This is a genomic window from Agrobacterium sp. CCNWLW155 (genome assembly GCF_036888815.1).
In the GTDB taxonomy this organism is placed as follows: domain Bacteria; phylum Pseudomonadota; class Alphaproteobacteria; order Rhizobiales; family Rhizobiaceae; genus Agrobacterium; species Agrobacterium radiobacter.
The window spans coordinates 337966-356848 of sequence record NZ_JBAKFW010000005.1; the positions used below are offsets into that span (position 1 = coordinate 337966).

Here is an 18883-nt window from a genome sequence, read left to right on the forward strand (position 1 = left end):
ACTGACAGAATACAATTTCGTACAAGTGATTCTCCTGGAACGGCCGGCGGCGGGCGCGTGATGGCGCAATTTCTCGCCGCGACCGATCTCCTCCCTCATTGATACGGCGCGTAAAAGCTATTTATGCGGTGACAAGACCAAATTTCCGAGCCAAGGTGAATTAACAAAGACGAGGAAAAAGATGGACGAAATCGAAGGTGGCATTTTGTCATCCGTTCCGCCTGCGGCGCTCAACCTCAACCTGACGCGCGCGACGATCAAGATGGAGCATTCGCGCACCTGGCAGATCGACAAATCCAATCAGGTGGACGATCTCATCATCTGCCTGGAAGGACGCGGGCACTATCTCGTCGATGGCGAGGCGCGGGTGCTGGAGCCCGGTGATGCGATGCTGATTTTGAAGGGGCAGCGCTTTGTCGGCTGGAACGAGCAGGCCTTGACCTATCGCGGCGTGGCGCAGCATTTCACGCTCGACATTTACGGCCGCCACAACCTGATCGCGCAGATGGACCTGAAGCCGAAATTACGGCTGAGCCGCTGGCCGCTTTTGGAGCCGCTCGTGCGTCACTACCGGCAGAGCGCCCCGCCCTCTTCCGTGACACTGGGCCAGCACCATCTTTTCATGGTGCTTCTGATCGCCTTCATCGACGATGCCTTCCTCGGATGGGTTGACCGCCCGAGTTTCCAGCCGGAAGGCACGGAAGGCCTCGACCTTGCGGTGATGAAGGCGATCACCATGATTTCGGCCAATCCGCTGGACCCTGACATTGCCGGTCGGGCGACAGACGCAGCGCCCTATAATCGCGATTATTTCCTGCGCGAATTCCAGAAACGGGTGGGTCGAACGCCGCGGAAATATCAGGAATTCAAGCGCATGGAACGCGCCATGCATTTTCTCGAGGCAGGACTTTCAGTCTCGGCGGCCGCTGCCGAGGTGGGGTATGGCGACCCCTATTATTTCTCACGCATGTTCAAGCGCACACTGGGACTAAGTCCGCGCGAGCATATGAACCGGATACGCCGCAGCCGGCATGGCAATCTGATGGCGTTTGACGAGCATGAACAACAGAGGCTGCTTGCCGCCGAAATGGAAAAGGCCCCGGCATAGCGGGGCCTCCTTGTTTGGAACCTCCGGAGTTACCGGAACAGTGATGGCAACCACAGGGAAAGCGACGGGATATAGGTGACGGCGAGCAGCACGGCGATGCTGGCGCCGAAGAAAGGCCAGATCGTCCGCATCGCTTCCCGTATCGATATGCCGCCCACCGCGCAGCCGACGAAGAGCACCGTTCCGACCGGCGGCGTGTTGAGGCCGATGCCGGCATTCAGGATCATCACGACGCCGAAATGCACGGGGTCGATGCCGAAGGCCTTCACGACAGGCAAAAGCACCGGCGTGGAGATGATGACCATGGGCGCCATGTCCATGAAGGTGCCGAGCAGCAGCAGGATGACGTTGATAACCAGCAGCACGATGATTGGATTGTCCGAAATCGCGCTGATTGCGGCGATCATCAGCGTCTGCACCTGCAGGAAGGCCATCAGCCAGCCGAAGGACGCCGCCGTGCCGATGACGAGCAGCACCATGGCCGTGGTGCGGACGGCACCCATCACCGCTTCCACGAAACCGTTCCAGTCCAGCTCGCGGTAAACCAGCATGGCTACGAGGAAGGCATAGAGCACGGCGATGCAGGAGCTTTCCGTGGCGGTGAAAATGCCCGAGCGCACACCGCCGAAGATGATGCCGATCAGCAGAATGCCGGGGAACGACGCCAGCAGATAATACATCAGCTTCGAAAAACCAGGAAACGGTTCGGATGGATAACCCTTGCGGCGGGCGACGATATAGGCCGTCACCATCAGCGCCGCGGCCAAAAGCAGGCCCGGAATGATGCCGGCGGTGAAAAGATCGGCGACCGAGACGTTGCCGCCCGCTGCAATCGAATAGAGGATCATGTTATGCGAGGGCGGGATCATCAGCGCGATGATGGCGGCATTGACTGTGATATTGACGGCATAATCCCTGTCATAACCGCGTTTGGCCATTTGCGGGATCATCAGCCCGCCGACAGCCGAGGCATCGGCGACGGCCGAACCGGAAATGCCGCCGAACAACGTCGAGGCCACGATATTGACCTGACCGAGGCCGCCGCGCAGGTGCCCGACGAGACCGGCGGCAAAGCGGATGAGGCGATGGGCGATGCCGCCGCGCACCATGAGGTCTCCGGCGAAGATGAAGAACGGGATCGCCATCATCGCAAAGACATTCATGCCGGAATTCATCTGCTGGAACACAACGACGGGTGGCAGGCCGAGATAAAGAACCGTGGCGAAGGAAGCGATGCCGAGGCAGAAGGCGATCGGCGTGCCGATCAGCATCAGCAGGGTGAAGACGCCGAAGAGAATGGTGTAAGCCATTTTACGCAGCCTCCTGCACGATCACGTCAGCCGCGATTTCCTCGCCGATGATAAGATCGATGAAACGTTCGGCGGAAAACAGCGCAATGAGGAAACCGCCGCCGATCAGCGGGAAGAAGTCCGTGCCGCCGGGCCAGCCGAGAACCGGGATCGTCGCCGACCACGTGCCCATGGAAAGCGAGGCACCATACCAGGCCATACCGACGCCGAAGAAAAAGATGAGCGCAAGGCTCGTCAAGTCCATGACTTTCTGCACGCGTGGCGACATCATGTAGCGCAGAATATCAAGCCCAAGATGCACGCTTTCGCGCACGCCGACGGCTGCCCCCAGCATGATGAACCATGACATGAGATGCAGCGACAGCGGCTCCGACCAGCTGGGTGAATCATTCAGGATGTAACGGGCAAAGACCTGCCAGCCGACGATGAGCGTCATGGCGATCATACCGATACTGGCAATATAAAGCGACGCGTGGCTGAGCGCGCCGAGAAAGGGGCGGATTGCCCGCATGAAATTTCGCATTGTCTGTTCCTCCGCATCCACGGCGACAAAAGAAAACCGGCCCTGTGTCCAGGGCCGGTTTTCCGCGCGTTACTTGACCGCTTTCACACGTTCCAGAAGGTCTTTCATCTTCGGATCGGTGACGAATTTGTCGTAGACCGGACCCATCGCCGCAGCGAATTCCTCTTTGTTGACCTTGATGATGTTGGCGCCGCCGGCGCGGACTTTTTCTTCCGACGCCTTTTCGCGCGCGCTCCAGAGTTCGCGCATCTTGGCAACGGAATCCTTGGCGGCCTGGCGCAGCAGCTTCTGGTCTTCCGGCGAGAGCTTGTCATAGGAGATCTTGGAAATGACGAGAATTTCCGGATTGAGGGAATGCTCCGTCAGCGAGTAGTTTTTCGCCACTTCATAGTGGCGGGCGGATTCGTAAGACGGCCAGTTGTTTTCGGCGCCGTCAACGACGCCGGTTTCAAGTGAGGAATAGACCTCACCCATCGGCATCGGCGTTGGGTTGGCGCCAAAGGCCTGCATCATCGAAATCCACAGATCGGACTGCTGCACGCGAATTTTCAGGCCCTTCAGGTCCGCCAGTTTTTCGACGGGCTTTTTGGTGGTGTAGAAGGAACGCGCACCGGAATCGTAAAAGGCAAGGCCGACAAGGCCGTGTGGTTCGAAGGCTGCCAGAACCTCATCGCCGATCGGGCCGTCCACCGTATTGTGCATGTGCTCGGTCGAGCGGAACAGGAACGGCAGGCCGAGAACGGTGGTTTCCTTGACCAGATTGTTGAAGGGGGCGGCGTTGACGCGGTTCATGTCGATGACGCCGAAACGGGTCTGCTCAATAGTGTCTTTCTCGCCGCCGAGAACGGAATTGTTCATGACCTGGATCTTGATGCGGCCATTGCTTCGCTCGGCCAGCAGCTCGCCCATGTATTTCACGGCTTCGACGGTTGGATAACCATCCGGGTGGATATCGGCGGAGCGCAGGGTTATTTCCTGCGCGCCGGCGGCCACACCTGATAGCGCGATCCCCATCGCGACGCACATCATGCTTGCAATCTTTTTCATGCTTTCCTCCTCCATTGTTGAAACGGCCCAGCCCCTCCAAGGCTATCGGACCGATTTTTTCACGCCCATCCGGGCCGGCATGCAAAGACCTCTCATTTGAAAAGGATGATGGGGCCTCCCTTCCCCTCCCATCCCGAATTGACCTATGCCGCCTTGAATGGCGGCATCTTGAACAGCGCTTCCGGATTTTCCACCAATGCACGATGACGGGCCGCCTCATCCGGCAGCCAGCCGAGCGTCAGTTCGGCAAGGCGGGCATCGTCCGGATAGGCAGCCGTTTCGCGCACCGAATTATGCGGCCAGTTGGTGCCCCAGACGATGCGCTCCGGCGCATGGGCGGCGATCACCCGCGAAAAGGCGGCGACATCCTCATAGGGCCAGTTTTCCTGCGAACTTTCATAGACGCCGGCGAACTTGAACCAGAGATTGCCGCGATCGATCAGCTTCAGAAGAGCCGTCATTTCCGGGCCGTCCGTTTTGATGCCCTTGAAGAACTTGCCGTGGTGATCAAACACCCAGCGTGAGCGGATTTTCTGAAGGCGTGGCAGGTGATCGAGAAGACCATTGCCGTCGAATTGCACCGCCACCATCCAGTCAGCCGCCTGCGCTCTCTCATCCACCGCATCAAGCTCGGAAAGGTTCACGGCACCGCCAGGCAGATCCATGATGCGCGCGCCAACGGCGCCGGCGGCGATCAGTCTCTCCATGTCCTTTTCGGTCGTGGCCGCATCGATAATGACCACGGCGCGGGCCGCCTCGCCCATCTCAGCGACACAGGCGAGCGTGTTGCCATTATCGCGCTGGTGGGCGTTGCCCTGAGTGATGATGACCCGGTCGATGCCGAGCCACTGCATGAGCTTGCGATACTCCTCCGGTCCCGGCAAGGCGCCGGGCGGCAGGCCCGGCCCGCCCGGTAAGGCGGGATAACCAGGCAGATACATATGCATCTGCGTGTCGACAGCCCCTTTCGGGAAAGCAGGCTGAGGCGCTGTGCCGCTCAGTTTTCTGACAAGTTCGCTCACGGGTCTGGCATCCTGAATTCAAGCAATGCGTCGCGGTTGATCTCAATTCCAAGACCGGGACCATTGGGAATGGCGACAATGCCGTTCAACGCCTCGATAGGCTCGCGCAGCACGGCCTGACGAAACGGATTATGCGTGCGATCGAACTCCATGATCGGCTCGATCGGATTGACGCGCACCGGATCGGGCGTCATCGCCGCCATGAATTGCAGCGCGGCGGCGATCTGCACGCCGGTCCCCCAGACATGCGGCACGATGCGCACGCCGTGCAGCGTGGCAAGCGTCGCAATCTTCTGTGTTTCGGAAAAGCCGCCGCAGCCGCATAGATCGGGCTGGAGAATATCCACAGCACCGGCGGAAAGCGCCTGCCACATGCCATAACGTCCATGCCAGGTCTCGCCGCCCGCAACCGGGATTGGCTGACCCGCCCGCACCCGGGCATAGGCATCAAGCTGTTCCGGAACCACCGGTTCCTCAAACCAGTCGATACCATAATCGGCAGCGCGCTTGCCGAGCGTGATGGCTTCGGTGACGGTATAACCATGATTGGCGTCGATCATCAGCCGCATATCCGGCCCGATGGCCTCCCGCACCGCAGCGATAACCCTGAGGTCTTCCTCGATACCGAAACCGATCTTGATCTTGCAGGCGTGAAAGCCTTCCGCCCGGCGCTCCGCCATCTCCAAGGCATTGTCGGAGACGCGGTCAACGCCATCGCGCTTGAAACTGCCGGTCGCATAGGCGCGCACGCTTTCACGCCAGCGCCCGCCGAGCAGCATCGAGATGGAAGCACCGTAGTGCTTGCCCTTGATGTCCCAGAGCGCAATGTCGATGCCGGACAATGCGGTGAGGCTGAGGCCGCGCTGACCCTGATCGCGCAGGGCATTATAAAGCACGGCCCAGATTTTTTCGGTCTGGCGCGGGTCCTGGCCGATAAGCCAGCCCGCATAAGCCTGAACCACGGCGGCATTCGGCCGTGCCGGGCCGAGGCATTCACCCCAGCCGACGGTCCCGTCGTCACATTCGATCTCAACCAGAATATGGGCGCGTCGATCAAAGCGCATGGATGCACTTTCAAACGGCGTGTCCAGCCGGTGCTCGAGCAGATGCGTGCGCACCGCCGTGATTTTCATGGCTCCCCTCCCGCTTGTCTCGATCAGGCCCCCTAATCAGGCTTTGCGCTTATGCGTGCCGATCAGGGCATCGAGCATGCCGATTTCCTCATTCGTCAGGTCCTTCAGCGGCGCACGCACCGGACCGGCGTTGAAGCCCTGCAGGCGCACGCCGGCCTTGACGGCGGAGACGGCGTAACCCTTGGCGCGGTTGCGGATCGCCATGAACGGATAGAAGAACTCCGTCAGGATGCGCTCGCAGGTGGCGCGCTCACCGGCACGCAGCGCCGCATAGAACTCATTGGCAAGGCCCGGCACGAAGTTGAAGACCGCCGAGGAATAGGTGGTGAAACCGGCGCCGAGATAGGCTTCGGCAAACAGTTCCGCCGTCGGCATGCCGCCGAGATACATCAGGCGGTCACCCATCTTGGCGGTGATCTGGCGCACAAGGCCGATATCGCCGGTGCCGTCCTTGAAACCGACGAGGTTCGGGCATTCGTCGCAGAGACGCGCCAGCGTATCTGCCTGCAGCACGGAATTGTCGCGGTTATAGACCATGACGCCGATGCCGACCGACTGACACACCTTCTTGATATGGGCGTAAAGCCCTTCCTGCGGCGCATCGATGAGGTAATGCGGCAGAAGCAGGATACCGTCAGCACCGACCTTTTCGACAGAGCGGGCAATATCAACGGCGATCTCGGTGCCGTAACCGCAGCCGGAAACAATGGCGGTTTCGCCGGCAACTTCCTTGGCGGCGGAGACGATGGTGGGGATCTCATCCGGCTTCAGCGAAAAGAACTCACCCGTGCCGCCGGCGGCAAACAGCACCGGCGCCTTGTATCCGGCGAGCCATTCGACATGCGCCCTGTAGCTATCGGCCGCAAAACGACCCTCGGCATCGAAATGGGTGACCGGGAAAGACAACAGACCGGAGCCAAGCGCCGTCTTGATTTGTTCAGGGTTCATCATCGAAATTCCTCTGCAAGTTCACTGACTGAAAGCCACCTAAGCCGCTTGCCGCATCTTTGTCAACAACTCATCATACATCTTGTATGATGAATTTCGAAAATCTGTCACAGATCAACGCGCCAGCCAGCCGCCATCAACATTGAGAATGGCGCCATGCACGTAATCCGCCGCCGGCGAAGCCAGAAAGACCGCTGCACCGGCGATATCTTCGGAATGACCCCAACGGCCGGCCGGAATACGCTCGAGAATGGCTTTGTTGCGGGCGGCATCCGCGCGCAACGCCTCGGTATTGTTGGTTTCGATGTAACCGGGCGCGATGGCATTCACATTGATGCCCTTCGCAGCCCACTCATTCGCCAGAAGCTTGGTGAGACCGGCAACGCCATGTTTCGCCGCCGTGTAGGACGGGACGCGAATGCCGCCCTGAAACGACAGGAGCGAGGCGATATTGACCACCTTGCCGGGCCGACCTTTTGCCAACAGCTCTTTCGCAAAGGCCTGCGTGGTAAAAAACAGCGCCTTGAGATTGACGTCCATGACCTCGTCCCAGTCGAGTTCGGAAAACTCGACTGAATCGGCACGGCGGATGATGCCGGCATTGTTGACGAGAATATCGAAGCCGGCATCGACGAAACTGTCCTTCGCCGCCAGCGGATCGGCGAAATCAATCGACAGGGCGCTCGCCTTGCCGCCATCCTTCGCGATGATATCAAGCGTTTCATCCGGTGCGCGGCGCGCGGCGCAGACCACCTCCGCACCGGCTGCGGCGAGCCCCACCGCAATCGCCTGGCCAAGACCGGTATTCGCGCCTGTCACGAGCGCCTTACGCCCTTGAAGCGAAAAGGGATTTCTCATTTCAGATCCCCCGGCTGGATGAAGTCCATGTCGGTATAGTCGACATTGTCGCCCGCCATGGCCCAGATGAAGGTGTAGGAACCGATGCCCGCACCGGAATGGATGGACCAGGGCGGTGAAATCGCGCCTTCTTCGTTCGAAATGAACAGATGGCGGGTCTCCTGCGGTTCGCCCATCAGATGCAGGACGCGCGACTTTTCATCCATGCCGAAATAGAGATAGGCTTCCATGCGGCGGTCATGAATATGCGAGGGGATGGTGTTCCAGACGGAGCCGTCCTCCAGCGTTGTATAACCCAGCACCAGCTGGCAGCTTTCCATGACAAGCGGATGGATGAACTGGTTGATGGTGCGCTTGTTGGAGGTTTCGGTCGCGCCGAGCTTGACCTCCTTGCTGTCGGCAAGGCTGACGAGCTTTGCCGACAGGCTGCGATGCGCCGGGCAAGACGTGATGTAGAATCGGCCAGCACCATCAAACGTTACCGCGCCGCTGCCCGCACCGAGATAAAGCACGTCACCGCGATTGAGCGTGTAGGTCTCGCCGCCGGCGCTGACGGTGCCCGCCTCGCCGATATTGACGATGCCCATTTCACGCCGGTCGAGGAAGGACGGCGTCTTGGTTTCTTCCACCTTGTCCAGCGTCAGCGGCGCACCATTTGGCACCGCGCCGCCCATGACGAAACGGTCGTAATGGGTATAGATCAGTCTGATTTCACCGGAACGGAACATGTCGTTGGCGAGGAAATGCCGGCGGAGCCCTTCGGTATCCAGCGTTTTTGCATATTCCGGGTTCACGGCCTGCCTTGTTTCGACGGTCAGCATCAAACTCATCCTTCATGATTGTTGCGTATGGCACATAATATATGTTATCCGCTTTTTGTACGATCTGTATGACAAGGTCAAGAGGTGCCGGCATATCTCGACCACGCTGCGGACGTGGAACAGGCTTGGGAGAATTGCAATGAAACGGCTTCTTGTTACCGGTGCGGCGGGCCAGCTTGGCCGCGTGATGCGTGAACGCCTTGCACCGATGGCCGAGATATTGCGTCTTGCCGATCTCGCCCCGCTCGACCCGGCGGGGCCGAACGAGGAATGTGTGCAATGCGACCTTGCGGATGAAAATGCCGTGGATGCGATGGTCGCCGGTTGCGACGGCATCGTTCATCTCGGCGGCATTTCGGTGGAGAAGCCCTTCGAACAAATCCTTCAGGGCAATATCATCGGGCTTTATAATCTCTACGAGGCCGCCCGCGCCCATGGCCGGCCGCGCATCGTCTTTGCCAGCTCAAACCATACAATTGGCTATTATTCCCAGACCGAGAGGCTCGGTCCCGACGTGCCCGTCCGGCCGGACGGGCTTTACGGCGTTTCCAAATGTTTCGGCGAAAGCCTTGCCCGCATGTATTTCGAGAAGTTCGGGCAGGAGACGGCGCTGGTGCGCATCGGCTCCTGCACGCCGGAACCCACCAATTACCGCATGCTTTCCACATGGTTCTCATACGATGATTTTGTGTCGCTGATCCAAGCGGTGTTTCGCGCACCGGTGCTCGGCTGCCCGGTCGTCTGGGGCGCATCGGCCAATGATGCCGGCTGGTGGGACAATTCGCATCTCGGTTATCTCGGCTGGAAACCGAAGGACAATGCCGAGACCTTCCGGCAGCATATATCAGCGACAACGCAAAAGCCTGCCCCGGAAGATGCGCTGGTGCGGTTTCAGGGGGGTGTGTTCGTCGACAATCCGATCTTCAGGGAAAGCTGAGATGCCGCATGAAACATTCCCGGCGCGAGCGACGGGATTGCAAGCCGGGCAGCGAATGACGTATCGAGGACCGGTGCACGCAACCGACATTTTTTAGAACGGCGACCAAGATGACAAAAGCGACAACCTCCGAACCGGGCGCTCCACAGGGCAGAACGCTTGTGGTGAAGGTTTCCGAGGAACTCCGCAGCCAGATCGCCAAGGGCCGTTACAAGACGGGCGACCGCCTGCCCTCCGAAGCGCAGATGACGCAGGAATTCGGCGTCAGCCGCACGGTGGTGCGCGAAGCGATCGCTTCGCTGCGATCCGACGGTCTGGTCGAACCCCGTCAGGGCGCCGGCGTCTTCGTGCTGGAACCCGCGCCCGCAGAGCGGCGGCCCTTCCACAATGTTGATCTCGCACGCGTCTCCTCGCTGATCGAGATGCTGGAGCTACGCACGGCCGTGGAAGGCGATGCCGCCGGCCTTGCCGCAATTCGCCGTTCGCCGGCGCAGGAAGAAAAGATCATCGAGGCCTTCGATGCCTTCCGCGCCAGCGCCGCCAAGGGCAGCCCGACGGCCGAAGCCGATTTCGCCTTTCATCTCGCCGTGGCCGAGGCGACCAACAATCCCCGCTTCAGCGAGTTCCTGCAGGTGCTGGGGCCGACCGTCATTCCACGCCGCGCCGTGGCCGAAAACGGCTCGGAAACCGTGCTTTCACCTGCCGATCTCAGCCGTCTCGTCGGCGAACACGAAGCGATCCTGATCGCCATACAGGACGGCAACGAGGATGCGGCGCGAAGCGCCATGCGCAACCACCTGAAAAGCAGCCAGACGCGGTATCGCGCCATGCTGCGCGCACCACGCTGAAACGGCCGGCTTAAATCGCATTACATGATTGAGGAGAACGACATGCAGCAGCTACCGACATTCCCCACCGTTTCACCCGACGATGGTGTCGAACGCACCGTGCTTTCCGAAGCGCCGGAGCTGATGGTGGTTTCGTTCCGTTTCAAGACCGGTGCCGAAGGAAAGCTGCACAGCCATCCGCATGTGCAATCCACCTATGTCGCCAGCGGCAGTTTCCGTTTTTACCGCGATGGTGAAGCCTATGACCTGCAGAAGGGCGACAGCCTTATTGTGCCCGGCCATATCGAGCATGGTTGCCTGTGCCTGGAAGAGGGCGAGCTGATCGACTGCTTCACCCCGCGCCGCGACGACTTTCTCTGAGGCGGAGCCCGCGGCAGGTCGTCACTCCAGTGACAAATCCCGCAGGGTGCGTGGCAGGCTGTTCATGCACTCCACCCCTGAAGGTGTGACCAGAAACTGGTCCTCGATCATCAAAGCCCCCAGCCCTTCGCCATAAAAAGGTGCTTCGAGCGCAACCACCATGCCCGGAAGAATGATTTCCGGGTTGTCGTGGGAAAAGAATGGCCATTCCTCGATACCCACACCGCCGCCGACGGAATGGCCGAAATGGCCGCGATAATATTCGCTGAAACCGTCCTTGCGCATCGAGGCGAGCATGGCGGCGTGCACCGCACCGAAGCTGTTGCCGGGGCGAAGCGCTTCCAGCCCGCAGGCGAAGGCCGCTTCAAGCGCTTTGAAGATATCGGACGCCAAAGGCGAGACCGGTCCCCATGAAAAGGTTCTCGCACCATCTGACGAATAACCGTCGACCAGCGTGCCGACATCGGCCTTGATGAGCGCACCCGGCGTCACAGCCGCCACCATATCCGACAAGGCAGGCCCCACGGATATGTAGTCCCAATGGCCGCTCAGCGAAAACCCGGATTTCGCGGCATGGGCCTGTGCACCAGCCTTCCAGGCGGCGGAAAGCCCGCCGAGCGGCGCGCCAGGCCTGACGGCAGCGGCCATCGCGACCAGCCCAGCCTCAGCCGCCGCTGCCGCGCGCCTTAGAAGCTTTATCTCGCGCTCGGATTTCACGGCGCGCAGACGGCGCAGCACGGCCGATCCGTCAACCCAATCGACATCGGGCAGCGCCTGACGCAGCGCCAGAAAATCGGCGGCGGGCATGAATTCGAGGTCTGCGCCAATGCGCGCCGCCGACAGCCCACGCTCCCCCAGCAGGTCGGCCAGCAGGCCGAAACAGGCGGCGCGATCGAATGTCTCCGGCCTCGGGCCACCGGAATTGTTGCGGCGATAGGCATCGTCCACCTGCGCGATGGTTTCGGCGCCCAACAGATCGACTATGTCGATCCAGATGCGATGGCAGCGCAGATCGACATCAGGCGCGGCCTTCCTGACAAGCGGGGCGGCGTGATCGCTGACGACGGCGGCAATCCCCGCCCCCGTATCGGCCGGCACCAGCGCAATCGCCGAACCCGCCCTGCCCCACATGGTTGCCACACCGGCATGCGCGCCGACCGCATATCGAAAGGCTTCGGGCTGGAAAAGCACCAGCGCATCCATGCCCGCTTCCCGCATCAGCTGCTGGGCACGGCTTCGGTCGATATCGCTCATGGGAACCCCGGTGACTGTTTAGCTGCGGTGTTTCGCTGCAGGTTTATGAACCTACGCTTTAGCAGTCACCGTGAGAGGAAAGAAGGTGGAAGATGATGTCTCCACCCCGAAGATCGTCAGTTGGAGCGAGCGGATGCCCCTTGTTTCTTCTCCCCACCGGGGAGAAGTCCGCGGCAGCGGGATGAGGGGGCAAGCGTCGAGATATGCGGAGAGCTTGCCCCCTCATCCGACCCTTCGGGCCACCTTCTCCCCGGCGGGGAGAAGAAATATGCCGCAATGCCTTGCCCTATCCGAACGAGCGGCGGATAAATCCACCGCTCGTTGTCTTTCACGCCTCCAGCCACTTCACCTGCTCGGCCGTCAGCCTGATATCCAGCGCCGAAAGACTATCCTCCAGCTCCGCAATCGTGCGCGGTCCGATCAGCGGGATGACCGGGAAAGGCTGGGCGATGACATAAGCGAGCGCGATATGGATCGGGTGCCGCTCAAGTTTCTGCGCAAGCTCGATCGCCCTGTCGCGGCGGACGAAATTGCGGTCGGAATACCAGACGCGGACGATTTCCTCATCGTCCTGCTTGTCGCGCCCTGCCCGGTCGGTGAAGAAACCGCGCCCCTGGCTGGACCAGGCAAAATTGGGTATCTGGCGAGATTTCAGCCATTCCTTCCACTCGTCATCCGATGCCGCCACGCATCCCGCCCAGATCGGATCGAGCATTTCGGCGAGCGAGAAATTGTTGGAAAGCGCGCCCGGGGCCTGTTTGCCGTTCTTCTGAGCATAGGCGGCCGCCTCGTCCATGCGCTCGCGCGTCCAGTTCGAACCACCGAAAATGCCGCGAATGCGGCCGCGCCGAACCTCGGCATCCATGGCATCGACGAACTCGCCGACCGGAATATCCAGATTATCGCGATGCATGAAATAGGCATCGACATAATCCGTCTTCAGACGTTCCAGCGACTGATCGAGTTGCTTGGCGATCATATCAGGGTAGCAGAGCGGCGAATGCGCACCCTTGCCGATCAGCACGATCTCCTCGCGCGGCACATTGCGGCTGGTGTGCCAGTCACCGAAAATCGCCTCGGTCCTGCCTGCGCCATAGACATAAGCCGTATCGAACAGATTGCCGCCCGCCTCGTAGAAGGCATCGAGCGTCAGGGACGCGGAGGCAAAATTGGGGAAAAATTCGAAACCGAGCGCGACCACAGAAGCGGGCTTGGCAAGGCCCGGCACCTGCCGCTTCGGAACCGCGTTTCCGGCCACGACCTTGCCGCCGGTAATATTGGCAACGCGCGAGGTTGCCTTTTCGACGCTGTATTCAAGGCCGACCGAGGCGCGCCATTGATCCATGACACGCAGATTGCCGAGACTGTCACCCCAGCCCATGCCCGGTGCGTCGAATTCCTTTTTGCCCTCACGGATCGCCTCACCCGCTGCATCGACCTCAAAGGAATAAAGCCAACGATCCTCCGGCAGCTCGATGGTTTCCACCTTGTCGCCACTGAAGATATCAATCCGGCCGGTGCCGCCCTTATGGCCGGAAGCGTACCAGAAATCCCTGACCTCGATCCGCCCTTCCGAACCGATGATGCGCAGCACATTGTCCTGCCCCGCCATGATCGAGCAGGACACTTCGGCGACGATGCCGTTGGAAAACTTCAGCACGGCCGAGGCCCATTCGTCGACACCCGACTGGCCGAGATGGGCCGCACCCGCCACCTTTTCCGGCTCGGCAAAGGGTTTGCCATCCACCGCGCCGGCAATCAGCCGCACCATCGAGACCGGATAACCGCCGACATCGAGAATGCCGCCGCCCGCCATCTCATTGGCGAAGAGCCGGTGATCGGCCCGGAACGAACCCATGTTGAAACCGAAGCTGGAACGGATGATGCGGATATCGCCAACCGCGCGGCTCTTGACCAGTTCGAGCAATTTCGCCGTCTGCGGGTGCAGGCGATACATATAGGCCTCGCCGACAAAGACGCCGGCCTTCTTCGCCTCGTGGAAAATGGCGTCGGCATCATAGGCAGAAAGAGCGATGGGTTTTTCTACCAGTACATTCTTGCCGGCGCGGATTGCCTTGATCGCCCATTCGGCATGGCCGGTATGGGGTGTGGCGATATAGACGGCATCGATATCGGGATCGGAAAGCAGCGCATCGTACCCATGAATGATGCGCGCACCGGCGAAGGCCTCGGCCAGGCCGGGCTTGTCCGGATTGCGGGTGGCGATGGCCTCTAACCTGCCGGTACGGGAATGGGCGATGCCGTCAGCGAATGTTTTCGCGATAGTACCCGGGCCGATGATGCCCCAGCGGATCGGTTGTTCGGTCGTCATGAAATCCTCGTCTTATGTAGGTGCTTGGGAAAAGGTTCAGCGCAGGCGTTCGCCCTTGCTGTCGAAAAGGAAGGCCCGGCGGGCGGAAAGACCGACCGTCAGCCGGTCGCGATTGCCGACGTCGCGCGATTCCGGCCTCTCGATGATGAGCTGCTCGCCGCCTTCGGTACGGGCATACACGTAGCTGGTATTGCCGAGATGTTCGGCGACATCGACATGCACGGTGAGATCGGCATCGCCCTGCCCCGCATCGGAAAAATGTTCGGGCCGGATGCCGAGCGAAACACGGGCTCCGTCGTTCAAGCGGGCCTTTGTCGGCAGGGTCAGCCGCACCGCAGGATCGCTGTCGAGCGAGAGCGTCACGCTCTCCGCGCCGCTGCAGATGATGGTGGCGTCGAGAAAATTCATCTTCGGCGAACCGACGAAACCGGCAACGAAACGGTTGGCGGGATCATCGTAAAGATCGAGCGGCGCGCCGACCTGTTCGATATTGCCCGCGCGCAGGACGACGATCTTGTCGGCCAGCGTCATCGCCTCGGTCTGGTCATGGGTCACATAGATCATCGTTGTCCCGAGCTGCTTGTGCAGCCGCGATATCTCGACGCGCATCTGCACCCGCAGCTCCGCATCGAGGTTGGAGAGCGGCTCGTCGAACAGGAAAACCTGCGGTTCACGCACGATGGCGCGGCCGATGGCGACACGCTGCCTCTGGCCGCCGGAAAGCTGCTTCGGCCGGCGCTCCATCAACTCGTTGATCTGCAGGATTTCGGCGGCGCGGTTGACCCGCTTTTGCGTATCGGCCTTGGGATTGCCATTCATTCGAAGGCCGAAGGACAGGTTTTCGGCAACCGTCATATGCGGATAAAGCGCATAGGACTGGAACACCATGGCGATGCCGCGATCCGCCGGATCGGCATCATTGACCGTCCTGCCGCCGATGCTGACATCGCCATCCGATATGTCTTCCAGCCCGGCAATCATGCGCAGCAGCGTGGATTTGCCGCATCCGGAGGGGCCAACGAAGACGACGAATTCGCCGTCGGCAATATCCAGATCGGCACCGTGGATGACTTCGAGCGCGCCGTAACGCTTGACCACGTTCTTGAGCGAAAGTTCCGCCATGCGGCCTCCCCTTACTTGACTGCCCCGGCGGAAATGCCGGCGATGAAGTGACGCTGCAAGGCCACGAAAACCACGAGGATGGGTGCGGTGAGCAGCACCGCGCCGGCCATGATGCCGCCCCATGACACTTTGGTGAGCCCGATGAGGGTGCCAAGCGCCACGGGTGCGGTCATCATTCCTGGGCGGGAATTGATGAGAAGCGGCCAGAGGTAGTTGTTCCACGAGGCCAGGAAGAGGATGATCGACAGCGCCGCCATGGTGGGACGCGCCAGCGGCAGGGCGATGCGCAGAAATATCTGCCACTCCTTGACGCCCTCCACCCGTGCCGCATCGAAGAGTTCCGTCGGCATCATCGAGAAGGATTGCCGCATGAACAGCACGCCGAGCGAATTGAACAGCGGCGGCACGATCAGCGCCACCCAGGTATTGGCGAGCTTGAATTCGCGCGCCACCATGATGAACTGCGGGATGACGACGACCGCAAAAGGCAGGGTGATGGTGCCGAGAATGATGGCGATCACCACCCCGCGTCCCGCAAAGCGGTACCGCGCCAGCGCCCAGCCCGCCATCGAGGTCAGGAACACCGAAAGGACAGTGTAGATGACAGCGACGGTGATCGAGATGAACATGGCCCGCAGGAAATTCGTATCCGCCTGAAGGTTCTCGAAATTCTCGATGAAGTTGGTGGACGGCACCAGAACAATATCAGGGCTGAAAATGCCGTAATCCGGCATCGTCGAGAATACGAACATCATCCACAACGGAAACAGCCAGATGATGGCGAGCGGCGTCAGCGCCGCATGCAGCGCGATCTTCTGCCAGAAAAGCGATCTCGATTTCGATCTCATTTCGGCTCCCTCCCGACCCATAGATTGAGCAGCGAAATGGCGATGGCGAGCGCCGCCATGGTGTAGGCAATGGCCGAGGCATAACCGAAATTGAGCGAGGTGAAGCCCTGCCGGTAAAGGAACAGACCCAGCGTTTCCGTGCCGCCGCCTGGCCCGCCCCTGTTGGTGATGAGGAAGGGTTCAGCGAAAAGCTGCATGGTGCCGATGACCGACAGGACGACGCAGAAGAGGATGATGGGTTTGAGGAGCGGCAGGGTTATGTAGAAGAACTGCTGCCGTTTGCTCACCTTGTCCAGCGTCGCCGCCTCATAGACATCACCCGGGATGGATTGCAGCCCGGCCAGAATGATGATGGCGTTATACCCCGCCCAGCGCCAGGTAACCGCGATGATGACGAGCGCCATGGCGGCATTGGCATTGTCGAACCACGAAATGGGCGAAAGGCCGACGGAGGTGATGAGCTTGTTGATGATGCCGAAATCGGCGCTGAACATCAGCCGGAAAACGGCGGCATAGGCAACCTCGCCGACAACAACAGGCGCGAAAAAGGCAAAGCGGTAGAGTGGCCGCGCCTTTAGGAGCGGCGAATTCAGGAGCACCGCCATGACGGTGGCGAGCGCGATCATGACGGGCACCTGAATGACCAGAATGATCAGCGTATTGTAGAGCGCATTATAAAAAGCCGGGTCGGAGACGAGCCGCCCCCAGTTCATGGAGGGGGCGAACCGCCACGGATTGATGCGTGTATTCTGGAACGACAGCATGAACGAGCTGATGATCGGCCAGACCCAGAAGGTGGCGAAAATCAGGAGATAGGGCGCAAGGAACGCATAAGCGATCCTGTTCCTTGACGGCATGACGACCTCCAGATGCCGGCGGTTTTGCCGGGTAAATGGAAAAGTTTGAAAGAGGCCTGCCCCCGTTTGAGGGCGAGACCATTGCAAGGCGGTGCGGCGTATTTCTTCTCCCCGAGGGGGAGAAGGTGGCCCGAAGGGTCGGATGAGGGGGCTAGCTCGCGATCTATCGCTACCCTCGCCCCCTCATCCCGCTGCCGCGGACTTCTCCCCCTCGGGGAGAAGAAACGTGCGGCACCCACTCGGCCATAAACAGCCGCCGGCTTACTCCGCGACCGGCAGCCCCGTCGCCGTTTCGATCTGCTTGGCCGCATCATCGAGCGCAGCCTTCGCATCCGGATATCCGCCCGCGAAATATTTCGTCTGCGTCGCCTTGTAGATCGCGTCCGCATCCGACTGGAACGCCGTGCCGCGGCTCGGCACGATCTTCGGCAGGGTGGCGAGAATATCGGTCCACACAGCCTGCCCGCCCCAATAGGGCTGCTTTTCCTTGACGAAAGGATCGTCAATGGCTGACAGCAAGGAGGGAACGAGGCCGAAAGATTTCAGCATCGTCACCTGACCTTCATTGGTGGTCAGCGCGTAGTCGATATATTTCCAGGCGGCTTCCTTGTGCTCGGACGTCGAGCTGATCGCCAGCGAAGACCCGCCGAGATTGGCGGCATGCGGGCCATCCGGCGTCAGGCTCGGCATCAGATAGACGCCCCATTTGCCGGAAAGATCAGGAGAGCCGGAACGCACCGTGCCTTCATACCAGGCGCCATACATCTGGCTTGCGGCCTTTCCTGCCGTATTGGCCTGGATCTTTTCATCCCAGATCGCGGCCGTGATGATGCCGGCGTCTTTCATCTCCTTGACCTTTTCAAGGGTCGCGACACAGGCGGGCTTGTTGATGGTGATGCTCTGGCCATCGGTCGAAAAGTAACCGCATCCCTGTTCATTGGCGATCATGCGGAACCATTCGCTGTCGCCGTTGAAATCGGCTTGCGCCATCACCGTGCCGGGATTGGCAGCCATGACCTTTTTGCCCGCAGCGATGAAATCATCCCAGCTTTTGATGGTGGCGGGATCTACACCCGCCTTTTCATAGAAGTCCCGGCGATAGAACACCGCCACCGGACCCGAGTCCCACGGAACCGCATAGGCGACGCCGTCAACCTCTAGTTCCGTGCGCTTGAAATCAGGGAAAAGCGCCTGTTTCTCAGGCGTGTAGCCAAGCTCGGTCAGATTGGCGAAACAATCGGGGAAGCGGCTCCAGAACAGCTCCGCCTCGAAATTCTCTATGGTGACAATGTCCGGAAGACCATCACCACCGGCTGCGCAGGCGGCAAGCGTCTTGTCAAAAACCTGATTGTTTCCAAGGTCTTCAACGACGATCTTGATATCCGGATTCTGTTTATTGAAACCTTCCACCGTGGATTTCAGCGCGGAAGCCGCGACATTCCAGCTCCAGATGGTGACGGTCTCGGTTTGCGCGAAAGCCGGGGCTGCAAGAAGCAGCATAGCGGTAGACGCGCCTAGAAATTTCAAGCACATTGAAAACCTCCCTTTTTCAATT

General features: G+C 60.2%; 18 protein-coding genes. 4 read left to right on the forward strand and 14 right to left on the reverse strand.

The window, feature by feature from the left end; translation table 11 throughout:
• The first annotated feature begins 181 nt into the window (after positions 1–181).
• The gene (locus V6S97_RS16580; RefSeq protein WP_020812559.1) at positions 182–1108 is read left to right on the forward strand and encodes a helix-turn-helix transcriptional regulator; all 927 of its coding nucleotides are present in this window, start codon (positions 182–184) and stop codon (positions 1106–1108) included.
• A 29-nt stretch (positions 1109–1137) separates the two neighbouring features.
• Here the strand turns inward: V6S97_RS16580 and V6S97_RS16575 are convergent, their stop codons facing one another.
• The 8 genes from V6S97_RS16575 to kduI form a co-directional block, all read right to left on the reverse strand.
• Positions 1138–2418 carry a TRAP transporter large permease gene (locus tag V6S97_RS16575; RefSeq protein ID WP_020812560.1) on the reverse strand — a complete coding sequence of 427 codons (1281 nt, stop codon included), beginning with the start codon at positions 2416–2418 and terminating at the stop codon, positions 1138–1140.
• Position 2419: 1 nt separating this feature from the next.
• A complete protein-coding gene (locus tag V6S97_RS16570) occupies positions 2420–2941 on the reverse strand; it encodes a TRAP transporter small permease (protein WP_020812561.1) in 522 nt (173 codons plus the stop codon).
• A gap of 69 nt (positions 2942–3010) precedes the next feature.
• A complete protein-coding gene (locus tag V6S97_RS16565) occupies positions 3011–3988 on the reverse strand; it encodes a TRAP transporter substrate-binding protein (protein WP_026372454.1) in 978 nt (325 codons plus the stop codon).
• Between the two features lie 143 nt (positions 3989–4131).
• A complete protein-coding gene (locus tag V6S97_RS16560) occupies positions 4132–5010 on the reverse strand; it encodes an amidohydrolase family protein (RefSeq protein WP_087745502.1) in 879 nt (292 codons plus the stop codon).
• Positions 5007–6143 carry a D-galactarolactone cycloisomerase gene (locus V6S97_RS16555; protein WP_111821061.1) on the reverse strand — a complete coding sequence of 379 codons (1137 nt, stop codon included), beginning with the start codon at positions 6141–6143 and terminating at the stop codon, positions 5007–5009. Before V6S97_RS16555 ends, V6S97_RS16560 begins: the two co-directional genes overlap by 4 nt.
• A 36-nt stretch (positions 6144–6179) precedes the next feature.
• On the reverse strand, positions 6180–7091 hold the full coding sequence (kdgD, locus tag V6S97_RS16550; RefSeq protein WP_080867429.1) for a 5-dehydro-4-deoxyglucarate dehydratase: 912 nt from the start codon (positions 7089–7091) through the stop codon (positions 6180–6182).
• A 114-nt stretch (positions 7092–7205) separates the two neighbouring features.
• Positions 7206–7949 (reverse strand): 2-dehydro-3-deoxy-D-gluconate 5-dehydrogenase KduD, encoded by a 744-nt coding sequence (gene kduD / locus V6S97_RS16545; protein WP_020812566.1) that lies wholly within the window; start codon positions 7947–7949, stop codon positions 7206–7208.
• The gene (gene kduI / locus V6S97_RS16540; protein ID WP_080866738.1) at positions 7946–8770 is read right to left on the reverse strand and encodes a 5-dehydro-4-deoxy-D-glucuronate isomerase; all 825 of its coding nucleotides are present in this window, start codon (positions 8768–8770) and stop codon (positions 7946–7948) included. Before kduI ends, kduD begins: the two co-directional genes overlap by 4 nt.
• Before the next feature lie 139 nt (positions 8771–8909).
• Here kduI and V6S97_RS16535 point away from each other — a divergent pair, with 139 nt between their 5' ends.
• The 3 genes from V6S97_RS16535 to V6S97_RS16525 all read left to right on the forward strand — a co-directional run bounded on the left by V6S97_RS16535 (position 8910) and on the right by V6S97_RS16525 (position 10915).
• Positions 8910–9707 carry an NAD-dependent epimerase/dehydratase family protein gene (locus tag V6S97_RS16535; RefSeq protein WP_111821062.1) on the forward strand — a complete coding sequence of 266 codons (798 nt, stop codon included), beginning with the start codon at positions 8910–8912 and terminating at the stop codon, positions 9705–9707.
• 110 nt (positions 9708–9817) lie between these two features.
• Positions 9818–10555, forward strand: a complete 738-nt coding sequence (locus V6S97_RS16530) for a FadR/GntR family transcriptional regulator (RefSeq protein WP_003508113.1) — start codon at positions 9818–9820, stop codon at positions 10553–10555.
• Positions 10556–10597: 42 nt separating this feature from the next.
• Positions 10598–10915 carry a cupin domain-containing protein gene (locus tag V6S97_RS16525; protein WP_020812569.1) on the forward strand — a complete coding sequence of 106 codons (318 nt, stop codon included), beginning with the start codon at positions 10598–10600 and terminating at the stop codon, positions 10913–10915.
• 21 nt (positions 10916–10936) lie between these two features.
• Here the strand turns inward: V6S97_RS16525 and V6S97_RS16520 are convergent, their stop codons facing one another.
• The 6 genes from V6S97_RS16520 to V6S97_RS16495 all read right to left on the reverse strand — a co-directional run bounded on the left by V6S97_RS16520 (position 10937) and on the right by V6S97_RS16495 (position 18861).
• Positions 10937–12169: a M24 family metallopeptidase gene (locus V6S97_RS16520; RefSeq protein ID WP_111821064.1), complete on the reverse strand. Its 1233-nt coding sequence runs from the start codon at positions 12167–12169 to the stop codon at positions 10937–10939.
• A 328-nt stretch (positions 12170–12497) separates the two neighbouring features.
• Positions 12498–14501 carry an aldo/keto reductase gene (locus tag V6S97_RS16515; RefSeq protein ID WP_112356727.1) on the reverse strand — a complete coding sequence of 668 codons (2004 nt, stop codon included), beginning with the start codon at positions 14499–14501 and terminating at the stop codon, positions 12498–12500.
• Between the two features lie 36 nt (positions 14502–14537).
• Positions 14538–15623 carry an ABC transporter ATP-binding protein gene (locus V6S97_RS16510; RefSeq protein WP_060723521.1) on the reverse strand — a complete coding sequence of 362 codons (1086 nt, stop codon included), beginning with the start codon at positions 15621–15623 and terminating at the stop codon, positions 14538–14540.
• Positions 15624–15634: 11 nt separating this feature from the next.
• Positions 15635–16471: a carbohydrate ABC transporter permease gene (locus V6S97_RS16505; protein WP_026372464.1), complete on the reverse strand. Its 837-nt coding sequence runs from the start codon at positions 16469–16471 to the stop codon at positions 15635–15637.
• Positions 16468–17328 (reverse strand): carbohydrate ABC transporter permease, encoded by an 861-nt coding sequence (locus V6S97_RS16500; protein WP_003523586.1) that lies wholly within the window; start codon positions 17326–17328, stop codon positions 16468–16470. The genes V6S97_RS16505 and V6S97_RS16500 overlap by 4 nt, the downstream gene beginning before the upstream one ends.
• 261 nt (positions 17329–17589) lie before the next feature.
• Positions 17590–18861 carry an ABC transporter substrate-binding protein gene (locus V6S97_RS16495; protein ID WP_080864962.1) on the reverse strand — a complete coding sequence of 424 codons (1272 nt, stop codon included), beginning with the start codon at positions 18859–18861 and terminating at the stop codon, positions 17590–17592.
• Between the last annotated feature and the right edge of the window lie 22 nt (positions 18862–18883).